This is a genomic window from Acidisoma sibiricum, from assembly GCF_057837225.1.
The window spans coordinates 2408058-2425006 of sequence record NZ_CM174445.1; the positions used below are offsets into that span (position 1 = coordinate 2408058).

Annotated in this window: 16 protein-coding genes; 8 read left to right on the top strand and 8 right to left on the bottom strand. The window is 63.9% G+C overall.

The genetic code is table 11. The features are described from left to right. Positions 1-44 precede the first annotated feature (44 nt). Complete coding sequence (locus AC3G7M_RS11390; RefSeq protein WP_489212043.1) at positions 45-1046, bottom strand: GlxA family transcriptional regulator; 1002 nt, start codon at positions 1044-1046, stop codon at positions 45-47. Positions 1047-1175: 129 nt separating this feature from the next. Between AC3G7M_RS11390 and AC3G7M_RS11395 the strand changes: the two genes are divergently transcribed. From AC3G7M_RS11395 to AC3G7M_RS11410, 4 genes are all read left to right on the top strand, one after another. Continuing rightward, positions 1176-2087 (top strand): beta-keto acid cleavage family enzyme, encoded by a 912-nt coding sequence (locus AC3G7M_RS11395; RefSeq protein WP_489212044.1) that lies wholly within the window; start codon positions 1176-1178, stop codon positions 2085-2087. After that, complete coding sequence (locus AC3G7M_RS11400) at positions 2084-3550, top strand: carnitine 3-dehydrogenase (RefSeq protein ID WP_489212045.1); 1467 nt, start codon at positions 2084-2086, stop codon at positions 3548-3550. Before AC3G7M_RS11395 ends, AC3G7M_RS11400 begins: the two co-directional genes overlap by 4 nt. Before the next feature lie 72 nt (positions 3551-3622). Continuing rightward, a complete protein-coding gene (locus tag AC3G7M_RS11405) occupies positions 3623-4690 on the top strand; it encodes an aromatic ring-hydroxylating oxygenase subunit alpha (protein WP_489212046.1) in 1068 nt (355 codons plus the stop codon). Further along, positions 4690-6309 carry a phytoene desaturase family protein gene (locus AC3G7M_RS11410; RefSeq protein ID WP_489212048.1) on the top strand — a complete coding sequence of 540 codons (1620 nt, stop codon included), beginning with the start codon at positions 4690-4692 and terminating at the stop codon, positions 6307-6309. The genes AC3G7M_RS11405 and AC3G7M_RS11410 overlap by 1 nt, the downstream gene beginning before the upstream one ends. Positions 6310-6312: 3 nt before the next feature. On the opposite strand, the gene kdpC is transcribed toward AC3G7M_RS11410, so the two are convergent. From kdpC to AC3G7M_RS11435, 5 genes are all read right to left on the bottom strand, one after another. Then, entirely contained in the window at positions 6313-6906 is a 594-nt protein-coding gene (gene kdpC / locus AC3G7M_RS11415; RefSeq protein WP_489212049.1) for a potassium-transporting ATPase subunit KdpC, read from the bottom strand. A 25-nt stretch (positions 6907-6931) separates the two neighbouring features. Then, positions 6932-8971, bottom strand: a complete 2040-nt coding sequence (gene kdpB, locus AC3G7M_RS11420; RefSeq protein ID WP_489212050.1) for a potassium-transporting ATPase subunit KdpB — start codon at positions 8969-8971, stop codon at positions 6932-6934. Positions 8972-8999: 28 nt separating this feature from the next. After that, positions 9000-10697, bottom strand: coding sequence for a potassium-transporting ATPase subunit KdpA (kdpA, locus tag AC3G7M_RS11425; protein WP_489212051.1), 1698 nt, complete (start codon positions 10695-10697; stop codon positions 9000-9002). Between the two features lie 52 nt (positions 10698-10749). Beyond that, entirely contained in the window at positions 10750-10836 is an 87-nt protein-coding gene (gene kdpF, locus AC3G7M_RS11430; protein WP_489216034.1) for a K(+)-transporting ATPase subunit F, read from the bottom strand. Positions 10837-11031: 195 nt separating this feature from the next. Further along, the gene (locus tag AC3G7M_RS11435; protein ID WP_489212053.1) at positions 11032-11187 is read right to left on the bottom strand and encodes a hypothetical protein; all 156 of its coding nucleotides are present in this window, start codon (positions 11185-11187) and stop codon (positions 11032-11034) included. 219 nt (positions 11188-11406) lie between these two features. Between AC3G7M_RS11435 and AC3G7M_RS11440 the strand changes: the two genes are divergently transcribed. Genes AC3G7M_RS11440 through AC3G7M_RS11450 form a run of 3 tightly spaced genes read left to right on the top strand, consistent with a single transcriptional unit; the run spans position 11407 to position 14434 of the window. Further along, positions 11407-13326, top strand: coding sequence for a potassium transporter Kup (locus AC3G7M_RS11440; RefSeq protein WP_489212054.1), 1920 nt, complete (start codon positions 11407-11409; stop codon positions 13324-13326). 32 nt (positions 13327-13358) lie between these two features. Continuing rightward, on the top strand, positions 13359-13916 hold the full coding sequence (locus AC3G7M_RS11445) for a chromate transporter (RefSeq protein WP_489212056.1): 558 nt from the start codon (positions 13359-13361) through the stop codon (positions 13914-13916). After that, a complete protein-coding gene (locus AC3G7M_RS11450) occupies positions 13913-14434 on the top strand; it encodes a chromate transporter (RefSeq protein ID WP_489212058.1) in 522 nt (173 codons plus the stop codon). The genes AC3G7M_RS11445 and AC3G7M_RS11450 overlap by 4 nt, the downstream gene beginning before the upstream one ends. Positions 14435-14440: 6 nt before the next feature. On the opposite strand, the gene AC3G7M_RS11455 is transcribed toward AC3G7M_RS11450, so the two are convergent. After that, entirely contained in the window at positions 14441-14767 is a 327-nt protein-coding gene (locus tag AC3G7M_RS11455) for an NIPSNAP family protein (protein ID WP_489212059.1), read from the bottom strand. Between the two features lie 285 nt (positions 14768-15052). Between AC3G7M_RS11455 and AC3G7M_RS11460 the strand changes: the two genes are divergently transcribed. After that, positions 15053-15343: a hypothetical protein gene (locus AC3G7M_RS11460; RefSeq protein WP_489212060.1), complete on the top strand. Its 291-nt coding sequence runs from the start codon at positions 15053-15055 to the stop codon at positions 15341-15343. A gap of 79 nt (positions 15344-15422) precedes the next feature. Here the strand turns inward: AC3G7M_RS11460 and murA are convergent, their stop codons facing one another. Further along, positions 15423-16745 carry a UDP-N-acetylglucosamine 1-carboxyvinyltransferase gene (murA, locus tag AC3G7M_RS11465; RefSeq protein WP_489212061.1) on the bottom strand — a complete coding sequence of 441 codons (1323 nt, stop codon included), beginning with the start codon at positions 16743-16745 and terminating at the stop codon, positions 15423-15425. Positions 16746-16949: the final 204 nt, after the last annotated feature.

Consider the following 16949-nt stretch of genomic DNA (forward strand, 5'->3'; position numbering starts at 1 on the left):
TCTGAGGCGATGTGCCCGCCACTATCGCAGGAATTTCGCGATCGTCACCCGGTCATCCGCCCGGTCGCCGGCGGCACCGGCATGCGCATGGCGGCCCGGGCGGCCAGCGGGCTCATCTGGAACCGTCCGCGAAAGGCCCGCGCGAAGCCGGAGGCCGAGGTGAAGCCATGGGCGGTCGCGACTTCGGCCACGCTCATGCCGCTCTGTTCCAGCATGCGCTTGGCGGCCGATAGCCGCAGGTCGAGGTAATAGTGATGCGGGGATTGGCCGAGCTGCGTGCGAAAGCGCGTTTCCAACGTTCGCCGCTTCACGCCGGATTGCGCCGCAATGGCGGCCAGCGCCAGCGGCTCCTCCAGATGGCGCTGCATGAGCGCAATGGCGCAGGCGAGCGCCGGATCGTCGCCCAGCAGGCGGCCGAGGGAGACGACCGGTTGCGGCGTGGAGCCCGGGAGCGTCTGATCATAGACGAAAACGCTGGCGACGTTCAGCGCCAGCGGCAGGCCGTGTTCCTGCCGCAGCAGCGTCAGCATCATATCCAGCGCCGGCGTGGCGCCGCCTGCCGTCCAGCGGCGGCGGTCCATGACGAAACGGTCCTGGGCGACGGTGATCTTCGGAAAGCTCGCGGCAAACTCGTCCAGATCCTCCCAATGGGTGGTCGCTTTGAACCCGTCCAGCAGGCCGGCGCGGGCCAGTTCCCAGGACCCAGCCTCCACCGCTGCCATGATGGCGCGGCCCCGCGCCGCGCGGCGCAGGGCCGCCCGCAGGCTGCGGTCGGTGACGCGAGTATTGAAGGAGCCAAGAAGGAACAGCGCGTCCCGCCCCCCATCCGGGTCGAAGACGCCATCCACCGCGAGGGACAGGCCCGAGGTGCTGAGCACGGAAGCCCCCTGGCGGGAGAGCAGGCGCCAGCGATACAGCGGCTGGGCGGCGACCCGATTGGCCGCGCGCAGCGGCTCGATCACCGCCGCCAGGCACATGAGCGAGAACTGGTCCTGCAGCAGAATGTCGATCTGCATCGGCGGGGGCGGGGCGGGGGCAGCGGCCAAGCGCGGTCTTTCGGAAAACGGACGGAAATCTGCGGAGAATGTATAGCACCGTATCCGTGACAGTTGCACCCTTCCAACTGGCGGCGTGAAACGCGCCTCACCTTGCAGACGCCCTCGGAGTTAAGGCCCATGAATTGGGATGCTTTCATCACCTGTGCCGTCACCGGCGTCGGCGACAGTGCCGGCAAGAATCCGCATGTGCCGATCACGCCGGAGCAGATTGCGGGGGCGGCGATCGAGGCGGCGCGCGCCGGTGCCGCTATCGCCCATATCCATGTGCGTGACCCCAAGACCGGCCGTGGCGCGCGGGACGTGGATCTCTATGCCGAGGTCGTGCGCCGCATCCGCGCGTCCGATACCGATGTCATCATCAACCTCACTGCCGGCATGGGCGGTGACCTGGTGCTGGGCGGGGTGGAAAATCCTCTGCCGCTCAACATGCAGAGCACCGATATGGTAGGCGCGGAGGAGCGGCTGGCGCATGTCACGGCGCTTCTGCCGGAGATCTGCACGCTTGACTGCGGATCGATGAACTTCGCCGAAGGCGATTATGTCATGACCAATACGCCCGGCATGCTGCGCGCCATGGCGCGGCGTGTGCAGGCTTTGGGCGTGCGGCCGGAGATTGAGGTGTTCGACACCGGCCATCTCGTTCTCTGCAAGCAGCTCATCAAGGAGGGGTTGATCGATGATCCGGTGATGATCCAGCTCTGCATGGGCATTCCCTATGGCGCGCCGGATGACCCGCAGACGCTGATGGCCATGGTGAATAATCTGCCGCCCGGCACCGTCCACTCGGCCTTTTCCATCGGCCGCATGCAGCTGCCCTATGCCGCCTTGGCGCTGCTCGCAGGCGGCAATATCCGCGTGGGTCTGGAAGACAATATCTGGCTGTCGCGCGGTGTGCCGGCAACCAACGGCCGGCTGGTGGAGCGGGCGGTGCAGGTGGCGACCGGCATGGGTGCCCGCATCATGGGACCGGACGAGGTGCGCGCCAAGCTCAAGCTGGAGAAGCGCGTTTCCGTGGGAGCCGCCGCATGAGCGAGATCCGTCATTGCGCCATCATCGGCGGCGGTGTCATCGGTGGGGGCTGGGCCGCGCGCTTCCTGCTCGCGGGGCTCGACGTCACGGTCTTCGATCCGCACCCCGAGGCTGAGCGCCGTTTGCGGGAGATGGTGGCCCTCGCGGGCCGCGCCTGGCGCAAGCTCATCGCGGCCCCCCTGCCGCCGCTGGGAAAGCTGCATTTTGCGGTCAGCCTGCAAGAGGCGGTGCGGGACGCTGACCTCATTCAGGAGAGCGCGCCCGAAGTCGAAAGCGTCAAGCAGATAATTTTGGCTGAGATTGACCGCTTCGCGGAGCCGGATGCACTGATCTGCTCCTCCACCTCCGGCCTGTTGCCGACGCGTATTTCGGCCCGCATGACGCGGCCGGAGCGCCTGACGGTCGCGCATCCCTTCAACCCGGTCTATCTACTGCCGCTGGTGGAACTCTGCGGCGGTGAGAAGACATCGCCGGAGACGATCGCGCGGGCGAAGGCGTTCTTCGCCGGCATTGGCATGCACCCGCTGCATGTGCGGAAAGAGATCGACGGGTTCATCGCAGACCGCCTGCTGGAGGCTCTGTGGCGGGAGGCGCTGTGGCTGGTGCATGATGGCGTCGCGACCGTCGAGGAGGTCGATGACGCCATCCGCTTCGGGGCCGGCATGCGCTGGGCCTTCATGGGCACCTTCCAGATTTACCGTCTGGCGGGTGGAGAGGCCGGCATGCGCCATTTCATGGCGCAGTTCGGCCCGACGTTGAAACTGCCCTGGACGAAGCTGATGGATGTGCCGGATTTCACCGATGAACTTGTCGATCTCGTGGCGGCGCAATCCGATGACCAGTCATGCCGATGGGGTTTTCGGGATCTGGAAGCGAAGCGCGATGATTGCCTGATTGGCATCATGCGCTCCCTCAAGACCCAGCAATTTGGTGCGGGTGACACGCTGGCGGGTTTCGAGCAGCGCCTGCGGGACAAGGCGGCGGCGGAGGCGACGGAGACGGCTGAGCCCTTGCGGCTCTATGAAGGTCAGGTGCCGGCCGCATGGATCGACTATAACGGCCATATGACCGAGAGCCGCTATCTCGAAATTTTCGGCTATGCGACGGACGCTTTGCTTGCGCGTATCGGCATGGATGGCGCCATGCTCGCGAAAGGGTTCAGCTACTACACGGTGGAGACGCATCTTCGCCATCTGGATGAGATCCGGCTCGGCGAATCCTATTCTGCCACCACGCAGATTTTGGGACAGGACGAGAAGCGAATCCACATTTTCCATCGCCTGCTGCATAGCGATGGGCGGCTTCTGGCCACCGCCGAACAGATGATGCTGCATGTGGATATGAAGGCGCATCGAGCCGTGCCGGCGGCGCCTGAAGTGCTGGCGGTGCTTGAGGGCCTTGCCGCCAGCCATCGCGGCCTGGCTGTGCCGGATGGCGCCGGGCGCAGCATCGGCCAGCGCTGAGACATTACCACGCGACCAGACAAGACGGGACTAGCAGACTAGATCAACACCTAAGCGAGGACAGACAGAGCGATGTCGATCATCGACCGGACCGAAGCCTCATCCGTGGCGCCGACCTTGCCGGCATCGCTCTATCGTGACCCTGGTCTGTTTGAACGCGAGCGACGCGACATCTTTGCGCGCGAATGGCTGCTCTTCGCGCGCAGCGATCAACTGGCCGATCCTGGGGACTTCATCACCGGCACCATCATCGGCTATCCGATCATGCTCGTGCGCCAGGATGACGGCAGCCTGCGCGGCTTTCACAATGTCTGCCGTCATCGCGCGTCGATGCTGACGCAGGAGGAAGCGGGCCAGATGCCGGGGGGCGTCATCCGCTGCCCCTATCACAGTTGGACCTACAATCTCGACGGCTGCCTGAACCGGGCGCCAGGCTTTGGTGCGGCCAAGGGTGAGGTGGAGCCAGCTCAATGGTCGCTCTTTCCCATCTCCGCCGATGAATGGCGTGGCCTTGTCTTCATCCGCATCGCGATGGCGGGACCGAGCCTGACCGAATGGCTGGGGCCGATCGTGCCGCTCGCAGCACACTATCCGCTGGAGGGCCAGAAATTCTTCTCGGAGAAAAATCGCGACGTCGAGGTCGACTGGAAAGCCTATGGCGAGAATTACCTCGAATGCTACCACTGTCCCAGCATGCATCCGGGGCTGTGTGAAAGCCTCGACATCAGCCGCTACACGATCGAGCCCTATCCCGAACACGGCCTGTTTCATCTCTATGGGCCGAAGCGTGACGGCGGCATGACGGATGGGCTGTATTTCTACCGTTTTCCCTTCCTCATGCTGAATCTGTACGAATGGGGCAGCTCCATCGCGACCGTCGAGCCGCTGGGTGCGGGCCGCCTGCGTCATATCAACTGGTATCTGTTCTCCGATATCAGCCCCGAAAAGGCGGAGGAGAATGCACGCTCGGCCGCCTGGTCCGCGCAGATCATCACCGAGGATCTGGACATCGTCACCGGCGTGCAGCGCAACCTCAATACCGGCATCTATGATCGCGGTATCCTGTCTCCGCGGCAGGAAAAAGCCGTGAAAGCCTTTCAGGATATGGTGCGGCGCGCGATGCCGGGGCTGGAGGGTTGATGATGGCGTCGGTCGCACGGGACTATGATGCCGTCATCATTGGCAGCGGCCATAATGGCCTTGTCTGCGCAAACTATTTGGCCCGCAAAGGCCTGAAGGTCGCGGTGCTGGAGCGCCGCCATGTCATCGGCGGTGCGGCCGTGACGGAGGAGATCGCGCCCGGCTTCCGCGCCTCCATCTTCTCCTATCTCATGAGCCTGCTGCATCCGCGCATCATCCGGGATTTCGACCTGCGCCGTCACGGCCTCACGGTTCTGCCCTGTTCGGACATGATCTCCTCCGTCTCCTATGATGATTACATCCTGTTCTCGGAGGATATGAAGAAGACGCAGGCAAGCTTCGCCAAATTCTCCCTGCATGACGCGGAAATCTATCCGGCCTTCGATGCCTATCTGCAGGAAGCGACCAAAGTCGTCCGCTCTCTGCTCTGGGAAACGCCCGTCGATCCGGCCAAGCGAGACTGGAAGAGCTTTCGCGAATCAGCCTCCCTTCTCTGGAAATACCGCAAGATCGGGCGGAAGATGTATCGCCTGGTCGATCTGCTGACCATGAGCGCCTATGATTACCTGCGCGAATGGTTCGAGGATGACAGGGTCATGGCCTGCCTCGCGTATTACGCCTCCATCGGCACCTTTGCCGGCCCCAAAACGCCTGGCTCGGCCTACGTCATCATGCATCACATCATGGGGGAGCATGAAGGGGCGGGCGGCTGGGGCTTCATCAAGGGCGGCATGGGGGCCATCACCCAGGCGCTGGCCTCTGCGGCGCGTGAAAAAGGTGTTGCGATATTCACCGAAACCGCTGTTGGCGAAATCCGCGTCAGCGCTGGCCGCGCGGCCGAGGTGGTGACGACCACGGGCGATATCTTCCGGGCGCGGGTGATCGCGTCCGGTGTTGATGCCAAGACGCTCTATCTCAAGATGCTGCCCGAGAGCGCGGTGCCGGGCGAGGTGCTGCGCGAGGCCCGCAACTACCGGACCTTCTCGACCGCCTTCAAGATGAACATCGCCTGTGAACGGCCGCCGCAATACCGCATTCTGGACAAGGCCAAGGCGGACGGGTCTCTGGGTAGCTTCCCCTATCCCACCTATTGCCATATCGCGCCGGACATCGACTATCTCGAGCGCGCCTATGACGATGCCAAGCACGGCTGGTATTCGTCTGAGCCTTTCATGACGCTGTGTACGCCGACGATCGTGGATGACACGTTGGCGCCTCCGGGCAAGCATGTCGTTAATGTCTTCGGCGGGCACGCGCCCTATAAGCTCAAGAATGGGGACTGGGCGGTCGAAAAGGAGAAATTCAAGCAGACCGTGTTCAAGGCGATCGACAATTACGCGCCCGGCTTTTCCAGTGACATCATCTTCGAGCAGACTTTGGTGCCGCCGGATCTGGAAGCGATTGTCGGGCTGCCGCAGGGCCATATCTTTCATGGTGAGCTGGCGGCTGATCAGCTGTTCTTTCAGCGTCCGGTCTCGGGCTATGCCGATTATCGCACGCCGGTGAAAGGGCTGTACCTGTGTGGGTCTTCCACGCATCCGGGCGGCGGTGTCTCCGGCATTCCAGGACACAACGCCGCCCGGGAAATCCTGCGGGATGTGAAGTCCCGCACGATCTAGGCTTTAATGCATCTGCGCCAAAGCGAGGTTCAGCTGCACGACATTGACATTCTGCGTGCCGATAAAGCCGAGCGCCGGGGCATAGGCGAGTTTGTTGACGAGGGCGGTCACGGCATCAGGCGACAGATGCCGTGCGGCGGCCACCACCGGCGCCTGCGCCAGCGCATTGGCGAGCGATATGTCCGGGTCGACGCCCGAGCCGGAGCTGGTCACCGCATCGGCCGGCACCGGGCCTGCGCCATAGGTCTTGTGCCAGTCGGCGATGCGGCCCTGGATGGTCTTGAGCAGGGCCGCGCTGGTCGGCGCCAGGTTAGAGGCGCCGGATTCCGAATCATCATAGGGCGTGGCAATCGCATTGCCCTTGGCATCCGTCCCCATCAGCGCGGAAGGACGCGGGTTGAACCAGGTCGGGCCGGCGAAGTTCTGGCCGATGATGGCGGAGGCGACCGGCTTGCCGTCCTGGGTGATCAGGCTGCCACCGGCCTGAAAGGGAAAGACGGCTTGTGCCACTTGGGTGAAAATCCCCGGCATGATGAAGCCCAGGGCGATGGTAAACAGAATCACCAGCGACAGGGCAGGGCGTATTTCGCGGATCATGGAATGATCTCTCAAGCAGCGTGGTTCAGGAAAAAATGCGGAAGGTATGCAGCACGATGTCGATCACCTTGATGCCGACGAATGGCGCCAGAATACCGCCCAGGCCGTAGATCAGCAGGTTGCGGCGCAGCAGCGCGCCGGCACCGATCGCGCGGAATTTGACGCCGCGCAGCGCCAGCGGCACCAGGGCCACGATGATGATCGCATTGAAGATCACCGCCGACAGGATGGCGCTTTCCGGCGAGGATAGACGCATGATGTTCAGTGCCTGCAGGCCAGGATAGGCCCCCACGAAAATCGCCGGCAGGATCGCGAAGTATTTCGAGATATCGTTCGAGATGCTGAAGGTCGTCAGCGCCCCGCGGGTAATCAGCAGCTGCTTGCCGATTTCGACGATTTCGATGAGCTTGGTCGGATCGCTGTCGAGGTCGATCATATTGCCGGCCTCGCGCGCCGCCTGCGTGCCGGTTTGCATGGCAACACCGACATCGGCCTGGGCGAGCGCCGGGGCGTCATTGGTGCCGTCACCGCACATGGCGACAAGCCGGCCTTCGGCCTGCACTTTGCGGATATAGTCGAGCTTATCCTGCGGCGTCGCCTCGGCAATCACGTCGTCCACCCCCGCTTCGGCCGCGATGGCGGCAGCGGTGATGCGGTTGTCGCCCGTCACCATGACGGTGCGGATGCCCATGCGCCGCAGGGCGGCGAAACGCTCCTTGATATCGGGTTTGACGATATCCTTGAGTTCCACCACGCCGAGCAGACGCTTGTCGGCACTGACGGCGAGCGGCGTGCCGCCCGCCGCGGCAATGCGGCCCACGGCATCCGTGAAGGCTTTGGGCGGCTCGGTGAGGCCAATGGCGCGCAGCACGGAATCGACCGCACCTTTGCGAATGCTGCCATCCGGCAGATCGAGGCCCGAGAGCCGCGTATTGGCGGAAAAGGGTACCAACATCGCGCCTGCCGGCTCCTGCACGGTGACGCCGAAGCGGTCACGCACGAAGGTAACGATGGAGCGCCCCTCAGGTGTCTCATCACCCAGCGAGGACATGGCGGCCACCTGGGCTAGTTCGCGGTCGGTCACGCCGGGCACGGGATAGATACCCGCCGCCATGCGGTTGCCGAAGGTGATGGTGCCGGTCTTGTCCAGCAGCAGCGCATCGACGTCGCCGGCGGCTTCCACCGCGCGGCCGGACGTTGCGATGACATTGAAGCGGATCAACCGGTCCATGCCGGCGATGCCGATCGCCGACAGCAGGCCCCCGATTGTCGTCGGGATCAGGCAGACCAGCAGGGCCGCCAGCACGGCGACACCGAGATTGGTGCCGGAATAGATGCCGAGCGGCACGATGGTGACGACGGCGATCAGGAAGATGATGGTGAGGCCGGCCAGAAGAATATCAAGCGCGATCTCATTGGGGGTTTTGCGGCGCTCGGCCCCTTCCACCAGTGCGATCATGCGGTCCAGGAAGGTCGCACCCTGTTCGGCGGTAATGCGCACCACCAGCCAGTCGGAGACGACCTGCGTGCCGCCGGTAACGGCCGAGCGGTCGCCGCCGGCCTCGCGGATGACCGGCGCACTTTCACCGGTAATCGCACTTTCATTGACCGAGGCAATGCCCTGCACGATTTCGCCATCCGAGGGGATGAGGTCCCCGGTTTCGACGAGGACAAGATCGCCCTTGTGCAGATCGGGTGCTGCGGTGGGCTTGAAGACTCGCGGCTCGCGCGGGTCCAGGATGAGCTTCGCCATGGTGTCCGTCCGCGCCCGGCGCAGGCTTTCGGCCCGCGCCCGGCCGCGGCCTTCCGCCACGGCTTCCGCGAATGTCGCAAAGAGAACGGTCAACCACAGCCAGACCGCGACCGAGAGCGAGAAGGCGGCGCCGTGGCCATGGAAGATCTGCTCGACGCCGACGATGGTGGTGAGCATCGCGACGACTTCCGTCACGAAGATCACCGGATTACGCATCAGCGTCCGAGGGTTAAGCTTGAACACCGCGTCGCGCGTCGCGCGGGAGATGATGGCACGATCGAACAAAGCGATCGTATCTGCATGCTGCGTCATGATGTTTGGCTTCTGTCAGAGTGCCAGATCAATAAGTCTTGCCGGAGAAGAGCGCGAAATGCTCCGCAATCGGCCCCAGCGTATCGGCCGGCATGAACTGGAGGCCACCAAGGATGATGATGACGCCAATCAGAAGACCGGTGAACAGCAGGGTGTCGGTCGGGAAAGTGCCCGAGGAAGCGGGCAGTTTCGGCTTGGCCGCCAAGGACCCGGCGATAGCGAGGACCGGGATCAGGAAGGCAAAGCGGCCGAACAGCATCGCCGCACCCAGCCCGTAATCCAGCAGCGGCGTATCCGCCGTGATGCCGGCCATGGCCGAGCCGTTGTTTTCAGTGGCCGAGGTCCAGGCATAGATCATTTCGCTCAGGCCGTGCGGCCCGGCATTGGCCATGGAACTGAGGCCGGATTTGCTGATAACCGTATAGCCGGTGCCGACCAGGATGAAGAAGGTCAGGATCAGGAAGGAGAGCATGGCGAGCTTGATTTCCTTCGCCTGCACCTTCTTGCCGAGATATTCGGGTGTTCGCCCAACCATCAGCCCGGCCACAAAGACGCTGAGCAGCGCGAAGACGATGATGGTGTAAAAGCCCGAGCCGACGCCGCCCGGTGCAATTTCACCCAGCTGCATCATGAAGATCGGCACCAGGCCACCCAGCGGCATATAGCTGTCGGTGAAGCTGTCAACCGCGCCGGTCGAGGTGCCCGTCGCCGAGACATTGAAGGTGGTGGAAGGCGCGATGCCGAAGCGGGCTTCCTTGCCTTCCATATTGCCGGGGGTGGCGGAAATGCCGGCCGCGACATGCAGCGGGTTCGGCTGCGCCTCGGCCGCGTAGGTCGCGATCACGCCGGCGCCGAGAATGATGGCCATCGCCGCATAGAGCACGAAACCCTGGCGCGGCTTGCCGATCATACGGCCGAAGGTGATGGGCAGCGCGAAGCCGATGACCAGCAGCAGCCAGTTTTCCAGAATATTGGTCCAGATCGTCGGATTCTCGAACGGGTGGGCCGAGTTCGCATTCACGAAGCCGCCGCCATTGGTGCCGAGTTCCTTGATCGCTTCCTGGAAGGCCATCGGGCCGATCGCGATCGTCTGGCTGCCACCCATGAGGGGATGGACGCTGGCGAAAGGCGCGAAGCTCTGCGGCACGCCGGACCAGACCAGAAACAGGCCGGCCAGGATGGCGCCGGGCAGCAGCAGATACAGCGTAATGCGCGTCAGGTCGGCGTAGAAATTGCCGAGAGAGGCGATGCTGGAGGCCGTGAAGGCGCGCATCACGGCGCCGGCGACGGCAATGCCGGCGGCGGCCGAGACGAACATATGCACGCAGAGGCCGAACATCTGCGCGCCGTTCGAGATCTGCGCTTCCGGCACATAGGCCTGCCAATTGGTATTGGTGGCAAAGCTGACGGCCGTGTTGAAGGCGAGCCTCGGCGACATGCCGGCAATATGCTGCGGATTGAAGGGCAGATATTGCTGCAGGCGCAGAATGGCATAGAGCAGGATGACATGAATGACGCTGAACAGAAGCAGCGCGATGGTATATTCCTGCCAATACATCGGCCGGTCAGGGTTGATGCCGCAAATAGCGTATATGCCGCGCTCGATAGGCTTGAGAAAGCGGACCTCTCCCTTCAGAATGCGGGCGATATAAAGGCCGAGTGGAATGGCGCCGGCCAGAACCAGCACGAAAACAAGGGCCATATAGGCCCAACCCGAGACTGTCATGATATTGATCCGTGGGACAGGTGCCGGCGTTCAGGGTGAACAGGCGCGGACATCAAAAATCTTCCGGGCGCAGCAGCGCCCAGACCAGATAGACGAGCAGAAAGGCGGAAACGACGCCGCCGAGTGCGAGATCGAGCACAGCTCAGACCTTTCGACAAAATGTAACGAAACCGATCAGAAGGGCGAAAATCACCGCCGTAAAGGCGATAGAGATCACGTCTCCCATGGAAGCACCTCATTCTTGAGACTACGGACAGGGTGCCGGGGAACCGCGTTAAAGAGCCATTCGCAAAGCGAGGCGGCGGCATTAAAGCGGAATTAAAATCCTGCTTTTTTAACGGTCTGAACGGCGCGGAGACGGGGCGTGGCGGGCCGCCACAGGCATGCCGTCTTGCGGGCGCTGATCGCGGCCCTCTTCGCGCATCGCTGCGATGGCGACCAGGGCCAGCAGGGCGGATAGGCACAGGATGACGAAGACGAGATTGAACACGGGACCTGTTCCGACGATGTGAACGGACCCTCTCAATAGTCGGCCTTCGCATTAAAGCGCGATGCGCATCTGGGCGGCTTTGCATTAAAGCCGAATAAACTGGCGATGCGGGCTATTGCCGAAAGCGCGCCGAGGCCGATCTTGTCTCGGACAGGTGCCTTGCCCGTCTGCCGCGGGGATGCTCCAAGCCTGAGTGACACGGGATACGGGACGCGGAGCATGGCGCTAACCAGCCAGAGGATGGGCAAAGGCGAGAGCGCGGGCAGTCCCGCGGATCGGCCATTCACCGCGATCGGGGCCTTGACGGCACTCGGCATCGTCTACGGCGATCTGGGCACCAGTCCGCTCTATACCTACCAGACCATTGTAACGGATGTCGGTGGCCATCCCTCGGCCGGTGTCGCGCTTGGCCTGCTGTCGCTTGTCATCTGGGCGCTGATCGTCACTGTCTCGATCAAATACTGCGTTTTCGTGATGCGGGCCGATAACAATGGCGAGGGCGGCATTCTGGCGCTGATGTCGCTGGTTACCAAGCATGTCGGTTCGCAGCGGTCCAAGACGACGGGCGCCTTGATCGTCATGGGGCTGTTCGGTGCCGCGCTGATTTACGGCGACGGCATCATCACACCCTCCATCTCGGTCCTCAGCGCGCTGGAAGGGGTGGATGTCGTTACCAGCAGCCTGCATCCCTATGTGCTGCCGGCGGCGCTGGTCATTCTTCTGGGGCTTTTTGCCGCTCAGCAATGGGGCACCGCGCTCATCGGCCGGCTGTTCGGCCCCATCATGCTGCTGTGGTTCATCGTCATCGCCGTGCTGGGCCTGGTGCCGGTGATCCACCATCCCGGCGTTCTGGTCGCCATCAACCCGGCCTATGCGGCGGGCTTCCTCATCCGGCATGGCCTGCAGAGTCTTTTCGTCCTCGGCGGCGTCTTTCTGGCGATCACGGGTGGCGAGGCGCTTTACGCCGATATGGGCCATATCGGCCGCAAGCCCATTCGCGCCGCCTGGTCCTTCATCGTCCTGCCGGCCTTGCTCTTGAGTTATGCCGGCCAGACCGCCCTGCTGATGGCGGAACCCAATCTTACCGGCAATCCGTTCTTCCTGCTGGCGCCGGGCTGGGCCATCATCCCGCTGGTCGTGCTGGCGACCCTGGCCACCATCATCGCGAGCCAGGCCATCATCACCGGTGCGTTTTCGCTCACCCGTCAGGCTATGCAGCTCGGCTGGCTGCCGGGCGTGAATATCCGCCAGACCTCGGACGAGGAATACGGCCAGATCTATGTGCCATCGGTAAATTGGCTGATGATGATCGCGACGCTCGCGCTGACCTGGGGCTTCGGCAGTTCCGCGAAGCTGGCCGGGGCCTATGGCACCGCCGTGTCGACAACGATGCTGCTGACGACCGCGCTGCTGTTCAATGCCATGCGCGATGTCTGGCGCTGGCCGCTGTGGCAGGCCGGCATCCTCTGTGCCGTCTTCCTGGCGGTCGATCTCGGCTTCTTCGCCGCCAATCTGCTTAAGATCGCGGATGGCGGCTGGATACCGCTGGTGCTGGGCGCGCTGATCTTTGGCGCCATGCGCACCTGGCGGAAGGGCGTGGACGCCATGCGGGTGCGCCTGGCCGAGGACGAGAAGGACCCGGCCCAGTTCATCGCGAGCCTGACCGAAGGTCGGGTCGCCCGCGTGCCCGGCACCGCTGTCTTCCTCAGCCGCACCGGCACGGCGGTGCCCGTCATGCTCATGCGCCATGTCGCACAGATGGGCGCCTTGCAGGAAAAGGTGGTGACGCTAACCCTGGTGTTTGAAGGCGTGCCCCGCGTCTCGCCGGAGAAGCGTGCGCAGGTCGAGCAGGTGGCCCGCGATTTCTGGCATGTCACCGTGCATTTTGGCTTCGTCGAAGTGCCGAACGCCATGATGGCATTGGCCCTCGCCCGGGAAAACGGCTGTCCGATCAACCTGGACGATGCCGTCTTTTTCGCAGCGCGCGATCAGGTCGTGCCGGGCAAAAAAGGTCACCGCCTGCCGGCCTGGCGGCGGCAGATTTTCAGCTTCCTGTATCGCAATGCCGTGCGCTCGTCAGACCGCTTCGACCTGCCGGCTGACCGCTTTCTGGAAGTGGGGCGGCAGGTGGAATTGTAGGGCAGGGCAGGGCGGGCTAGAAGCTTTGCCTCATGCAAAGCTTGCCCACACAACCGCTTCGCCTCTCCGCGCCGGCCTTGTTCGGTGCCTTTTTCAAAGCGGGTCTGATGGGGTTCGGCGGCGTACTGCCGATGATCCGCCGGGTACTCGTCGAAGAGCGGCAATGGCTCAGCCCGGTTGACTTCAATGAACTGATCAGCCTGTGCCAGTTTCTGCCGGGGGCGAATGTCGCCAATCTGGCCGTCATCTTCGGCTCCCGCGTCTGCGGTGTGCAGGGCAGTGCGGCGGCGCTGCTGGGCTTGCTGGGCGCGCCCGTCGCGATCGTCCTGGTCATCGCGGAGCTTTACGCCCGCTACGGGGAATTGGCCCCGGTGCGCCATATGGTGACCGGCTTGTCGGCCGGGGCGGCGGGGCTGATTTTGGCGACGGCGATCAAGATCGCCATGCCGCTGCGCACCGCGCCGCTCAGCCTCGGCGTTGCGGCCCTGGCTTTCGCCGCTCTCGGCCTGTTCCGGCTGCCCTTCCTGCCCAGCCTCTGCGTCATCGTCCCCGCCAGCATGGCGCTGGCGGGCTGGAGGCTGCGGGCATGACCCATCTGCTGACGCTCGCGCTGATCTTCGCCGAACTGTCCTTCCTCGCCATCGGGGGGGCATCGACGACGCTGCCGGCCATGGAGCGGGCAGTCGTCCACCAGCAGCATTGGATGAGTGCGACGGAATTCGTCCGCCTCTATGCTTTGGCGCAGGCCGCGCCTGGGCCCAATATGCTGGCGGTGACGCTGTTCGGCTGGGATGTCGCGGGCGTTGCAGGCGCGCTGGTCGCGACGCTTGCCTTTCTGCTGCCAGCCTGTGCCCTCGCCTATGTCATGGGTCTGCTGTGGCTGCGCTTCCGTGACCGGCAGTGGCGGCGCGTGGTGCAGGCGGGGCTGGTGCCGGTCACGGCCGGATTGATGGTCGCGGCCGCCTATCTTCTGGTGCGTGACGCGGCGGTCGACTGGCGGGCTTTGGCCCTCTCAGCCGGCGTGGCCGCCGGCTGTCTGCTCACCAGGCGCCATCCGCTGTGGTTTCTGGGTGCGGCGGCGCTCGCCGGCCTGGTGGGCTTTCGCTGAGCGCCGCTATTTGACGCTGGAAAACGCGGTCGGGGTCAGGAATTCATTGGAAATCGAAGCGACGATTGGCTTTTCGCGCTCGGTTTCCGCGCGCTTGGCGCCCCAATCCGGGTCGGCCGCGAAGGCGTTCCACTTCTGCTCGCGCTCGGCCAGACTTTCCCAGGCCAGCATATAGGTCAGGCTGTGATTGCTCTCGCCGACCAGAGTCGTCCAGAATCCGGCCTGGCGAATGCCGTATGTCTCGAAAAAACCAAGGGTAATGGTTTCAAAGCGCTGCAGCAGGGCAGGTAAGCGTCCGGGCAGGCAGTGATAGGTGCGGAGTTCGTAAATCACGCTGGGTCTTCCTTTCCGCGGGACTGCGGATAGGCCCAGATGTGAGGCGGCCTGCGCATTTTCGTCAAATAAACTTCGGGAAAGCGGCGGCCGTAGACCCACGCGCGGTGCATAAAAAGATTGCGGCCTGCACATTTGTGCGTCAGGCGCATGAGAAAGATAAGCGGGGGCGGCATTATGCTGCACTGCCGCAATGGATATCTCAGACCCAAGCCGATCGCCGGTGTTCCAACGGCGGTCGAGACCAGACGCAAGATGCGGCTGGTACGACTTGGAGATTTGAGTATGAAAAGCATGATCCTTGCGGCCGTTGCCGCCGTGACCCTTGGCATGACCGGCGCAGCCCTGGCCGACGCCCCCATCCGCCACAGCCTTGCGGGCGCCCAGACGGCCGGCAATTCGGTCGTTCTGCCCAGCCAGCGTCCGTCCTATCTGGCGCGTAACGAGAGCGTCGATCCGCAGCAGCGCCCGGCCTATCTCGCTGGCAACTCGGTTGTTCTGCCCAGCCAGCGCCCGGCCTATCTCGCCGGCAACTCGGTGGTTCTGCCGAGCCAGCGTCCGTCCTACCTCGCCTGATCATCTCGGTGCGGCGATAAAAAAGGCCGGTCCCTTGCGGGGCCGGCCTTTTTTGCGTTTGTCGCGCTGCGCGGAATGGTCAGGCGCGTCGAATATGAGCGCCGCAGGCTTGAAGCTTTTCCACCATCCCGTCATAGCCGCGATCGAGATGGTCCAGCCCGTCCAGCACGGTCTCGCCCTCAGCAACCAGACCGGCGAGCACCAGGGCGGCGGCCGCCCGCACATCATGGCCGGTCACCCGCGCGCCCGTCAGCCGCGCAGCACCGCGGATGAAGGCGACGCGACCCTGCACCTGAATGCGCGCGCCCATCTTGCGCAACTCATCGACATGGCGAAAGCGCTGCTCGAAAATGGTCTCGGTGATGTCGCTCGCCCCTTCGGCCGTGGCCAGTAGCGCCATGGCGGGCGCCTGCAGGTCTGTCGCGAAACCGGGATAGGGGCGTGTCTGCAAGGCGATACCCGTCAGCCCGCCAGGGCTGCGGCGGGCGATCACCCCGTCTGCGACCTCGTCCAGCATGATTCCGGCAGCCTCGAACGCGGGGCGTGCCGCGCCCAGCAGATCCAGCCGGGCATGGGTCAGGTGCAATTCGCCATCCGTCATCGCGGCGGCACAGGCAAGCGTGCCGATCTCGATCCGGTCTGGCATCACGGCATGGACAGCGCCCGTCAGGGGGGCACCCCCCGTGATGCGGATGACGTCTGTGCCGGCGCCCGCAATCCGCGCGCCCATGGCGCTGAGGCAGAGGGCGAGATCGACGATTTCGGGCTCCAGCGCGGCATTGCGAATCGTGGTCTCCCCTTGGGCGAGGACCGCGGCCAGCATGAGATTTTCGGTCGCGCCGACCGAGGGCAGCGGCATCTGGATATCGGCGCCGTGCAGACCCTGCGGCGCCCGCGCGTGGATGGTGCCCGCTTCCAGCGTGATGTCGGCGCCCATGGCGGTCAGCCCGGCGATATGAAAGTCGATGCCGCGCAATCCGATAGCGTCACCGCCCGGCATGGGCAGGCAGGCTTCGCCGGCGCGGCCCAGCAGCGCGCCCAGAATCAGCACAGAGGCGCGCATGCGCGAAACCAGCCCGGCATCGATGCGCGCCGGATGGATCTGGTCAGCTGACAGCGTGGCGGAGAGGCCGGCGGCCGTTTGCGACCAGGACAGTTTGACGCCCAGCCGCTCCAGCAGATTGGCCAGCACGGCGACATCGAGGCTGGCCGGGATATTGGTCAGCGTGACCAGATGCGGCGTCAGCAAGGCCGAGACCATCAGCGGCAGAACGGCGTTCTTGGCGCCGCTGATCGGATAGGTGCCCACCAGCTTCTGTCCACCCGCGATAATCAGGGACGTTTCGTGGCGTGGCTGCCACCAGGGCGAGGCGCGAAGAAGAGGCTGGTCAAGAAGCGGCATCGTGTCCCTGCGAACAAGAGGATGGTCGCCGTTCTTAACAAATGGCATTCGGAATTCAAAGAGAGTTTCAGACTGTTACGGCCGCTCACGAAGGTGCGGAGAGGACACGCTTGCGCGAGGTGGCAGGCCCGGACCGGAGTGCCAGGCGGTCGCACAGCATGCCGTCCGAGGCCGATCTAAGTGAAATTGCAGAATAAATCGAGT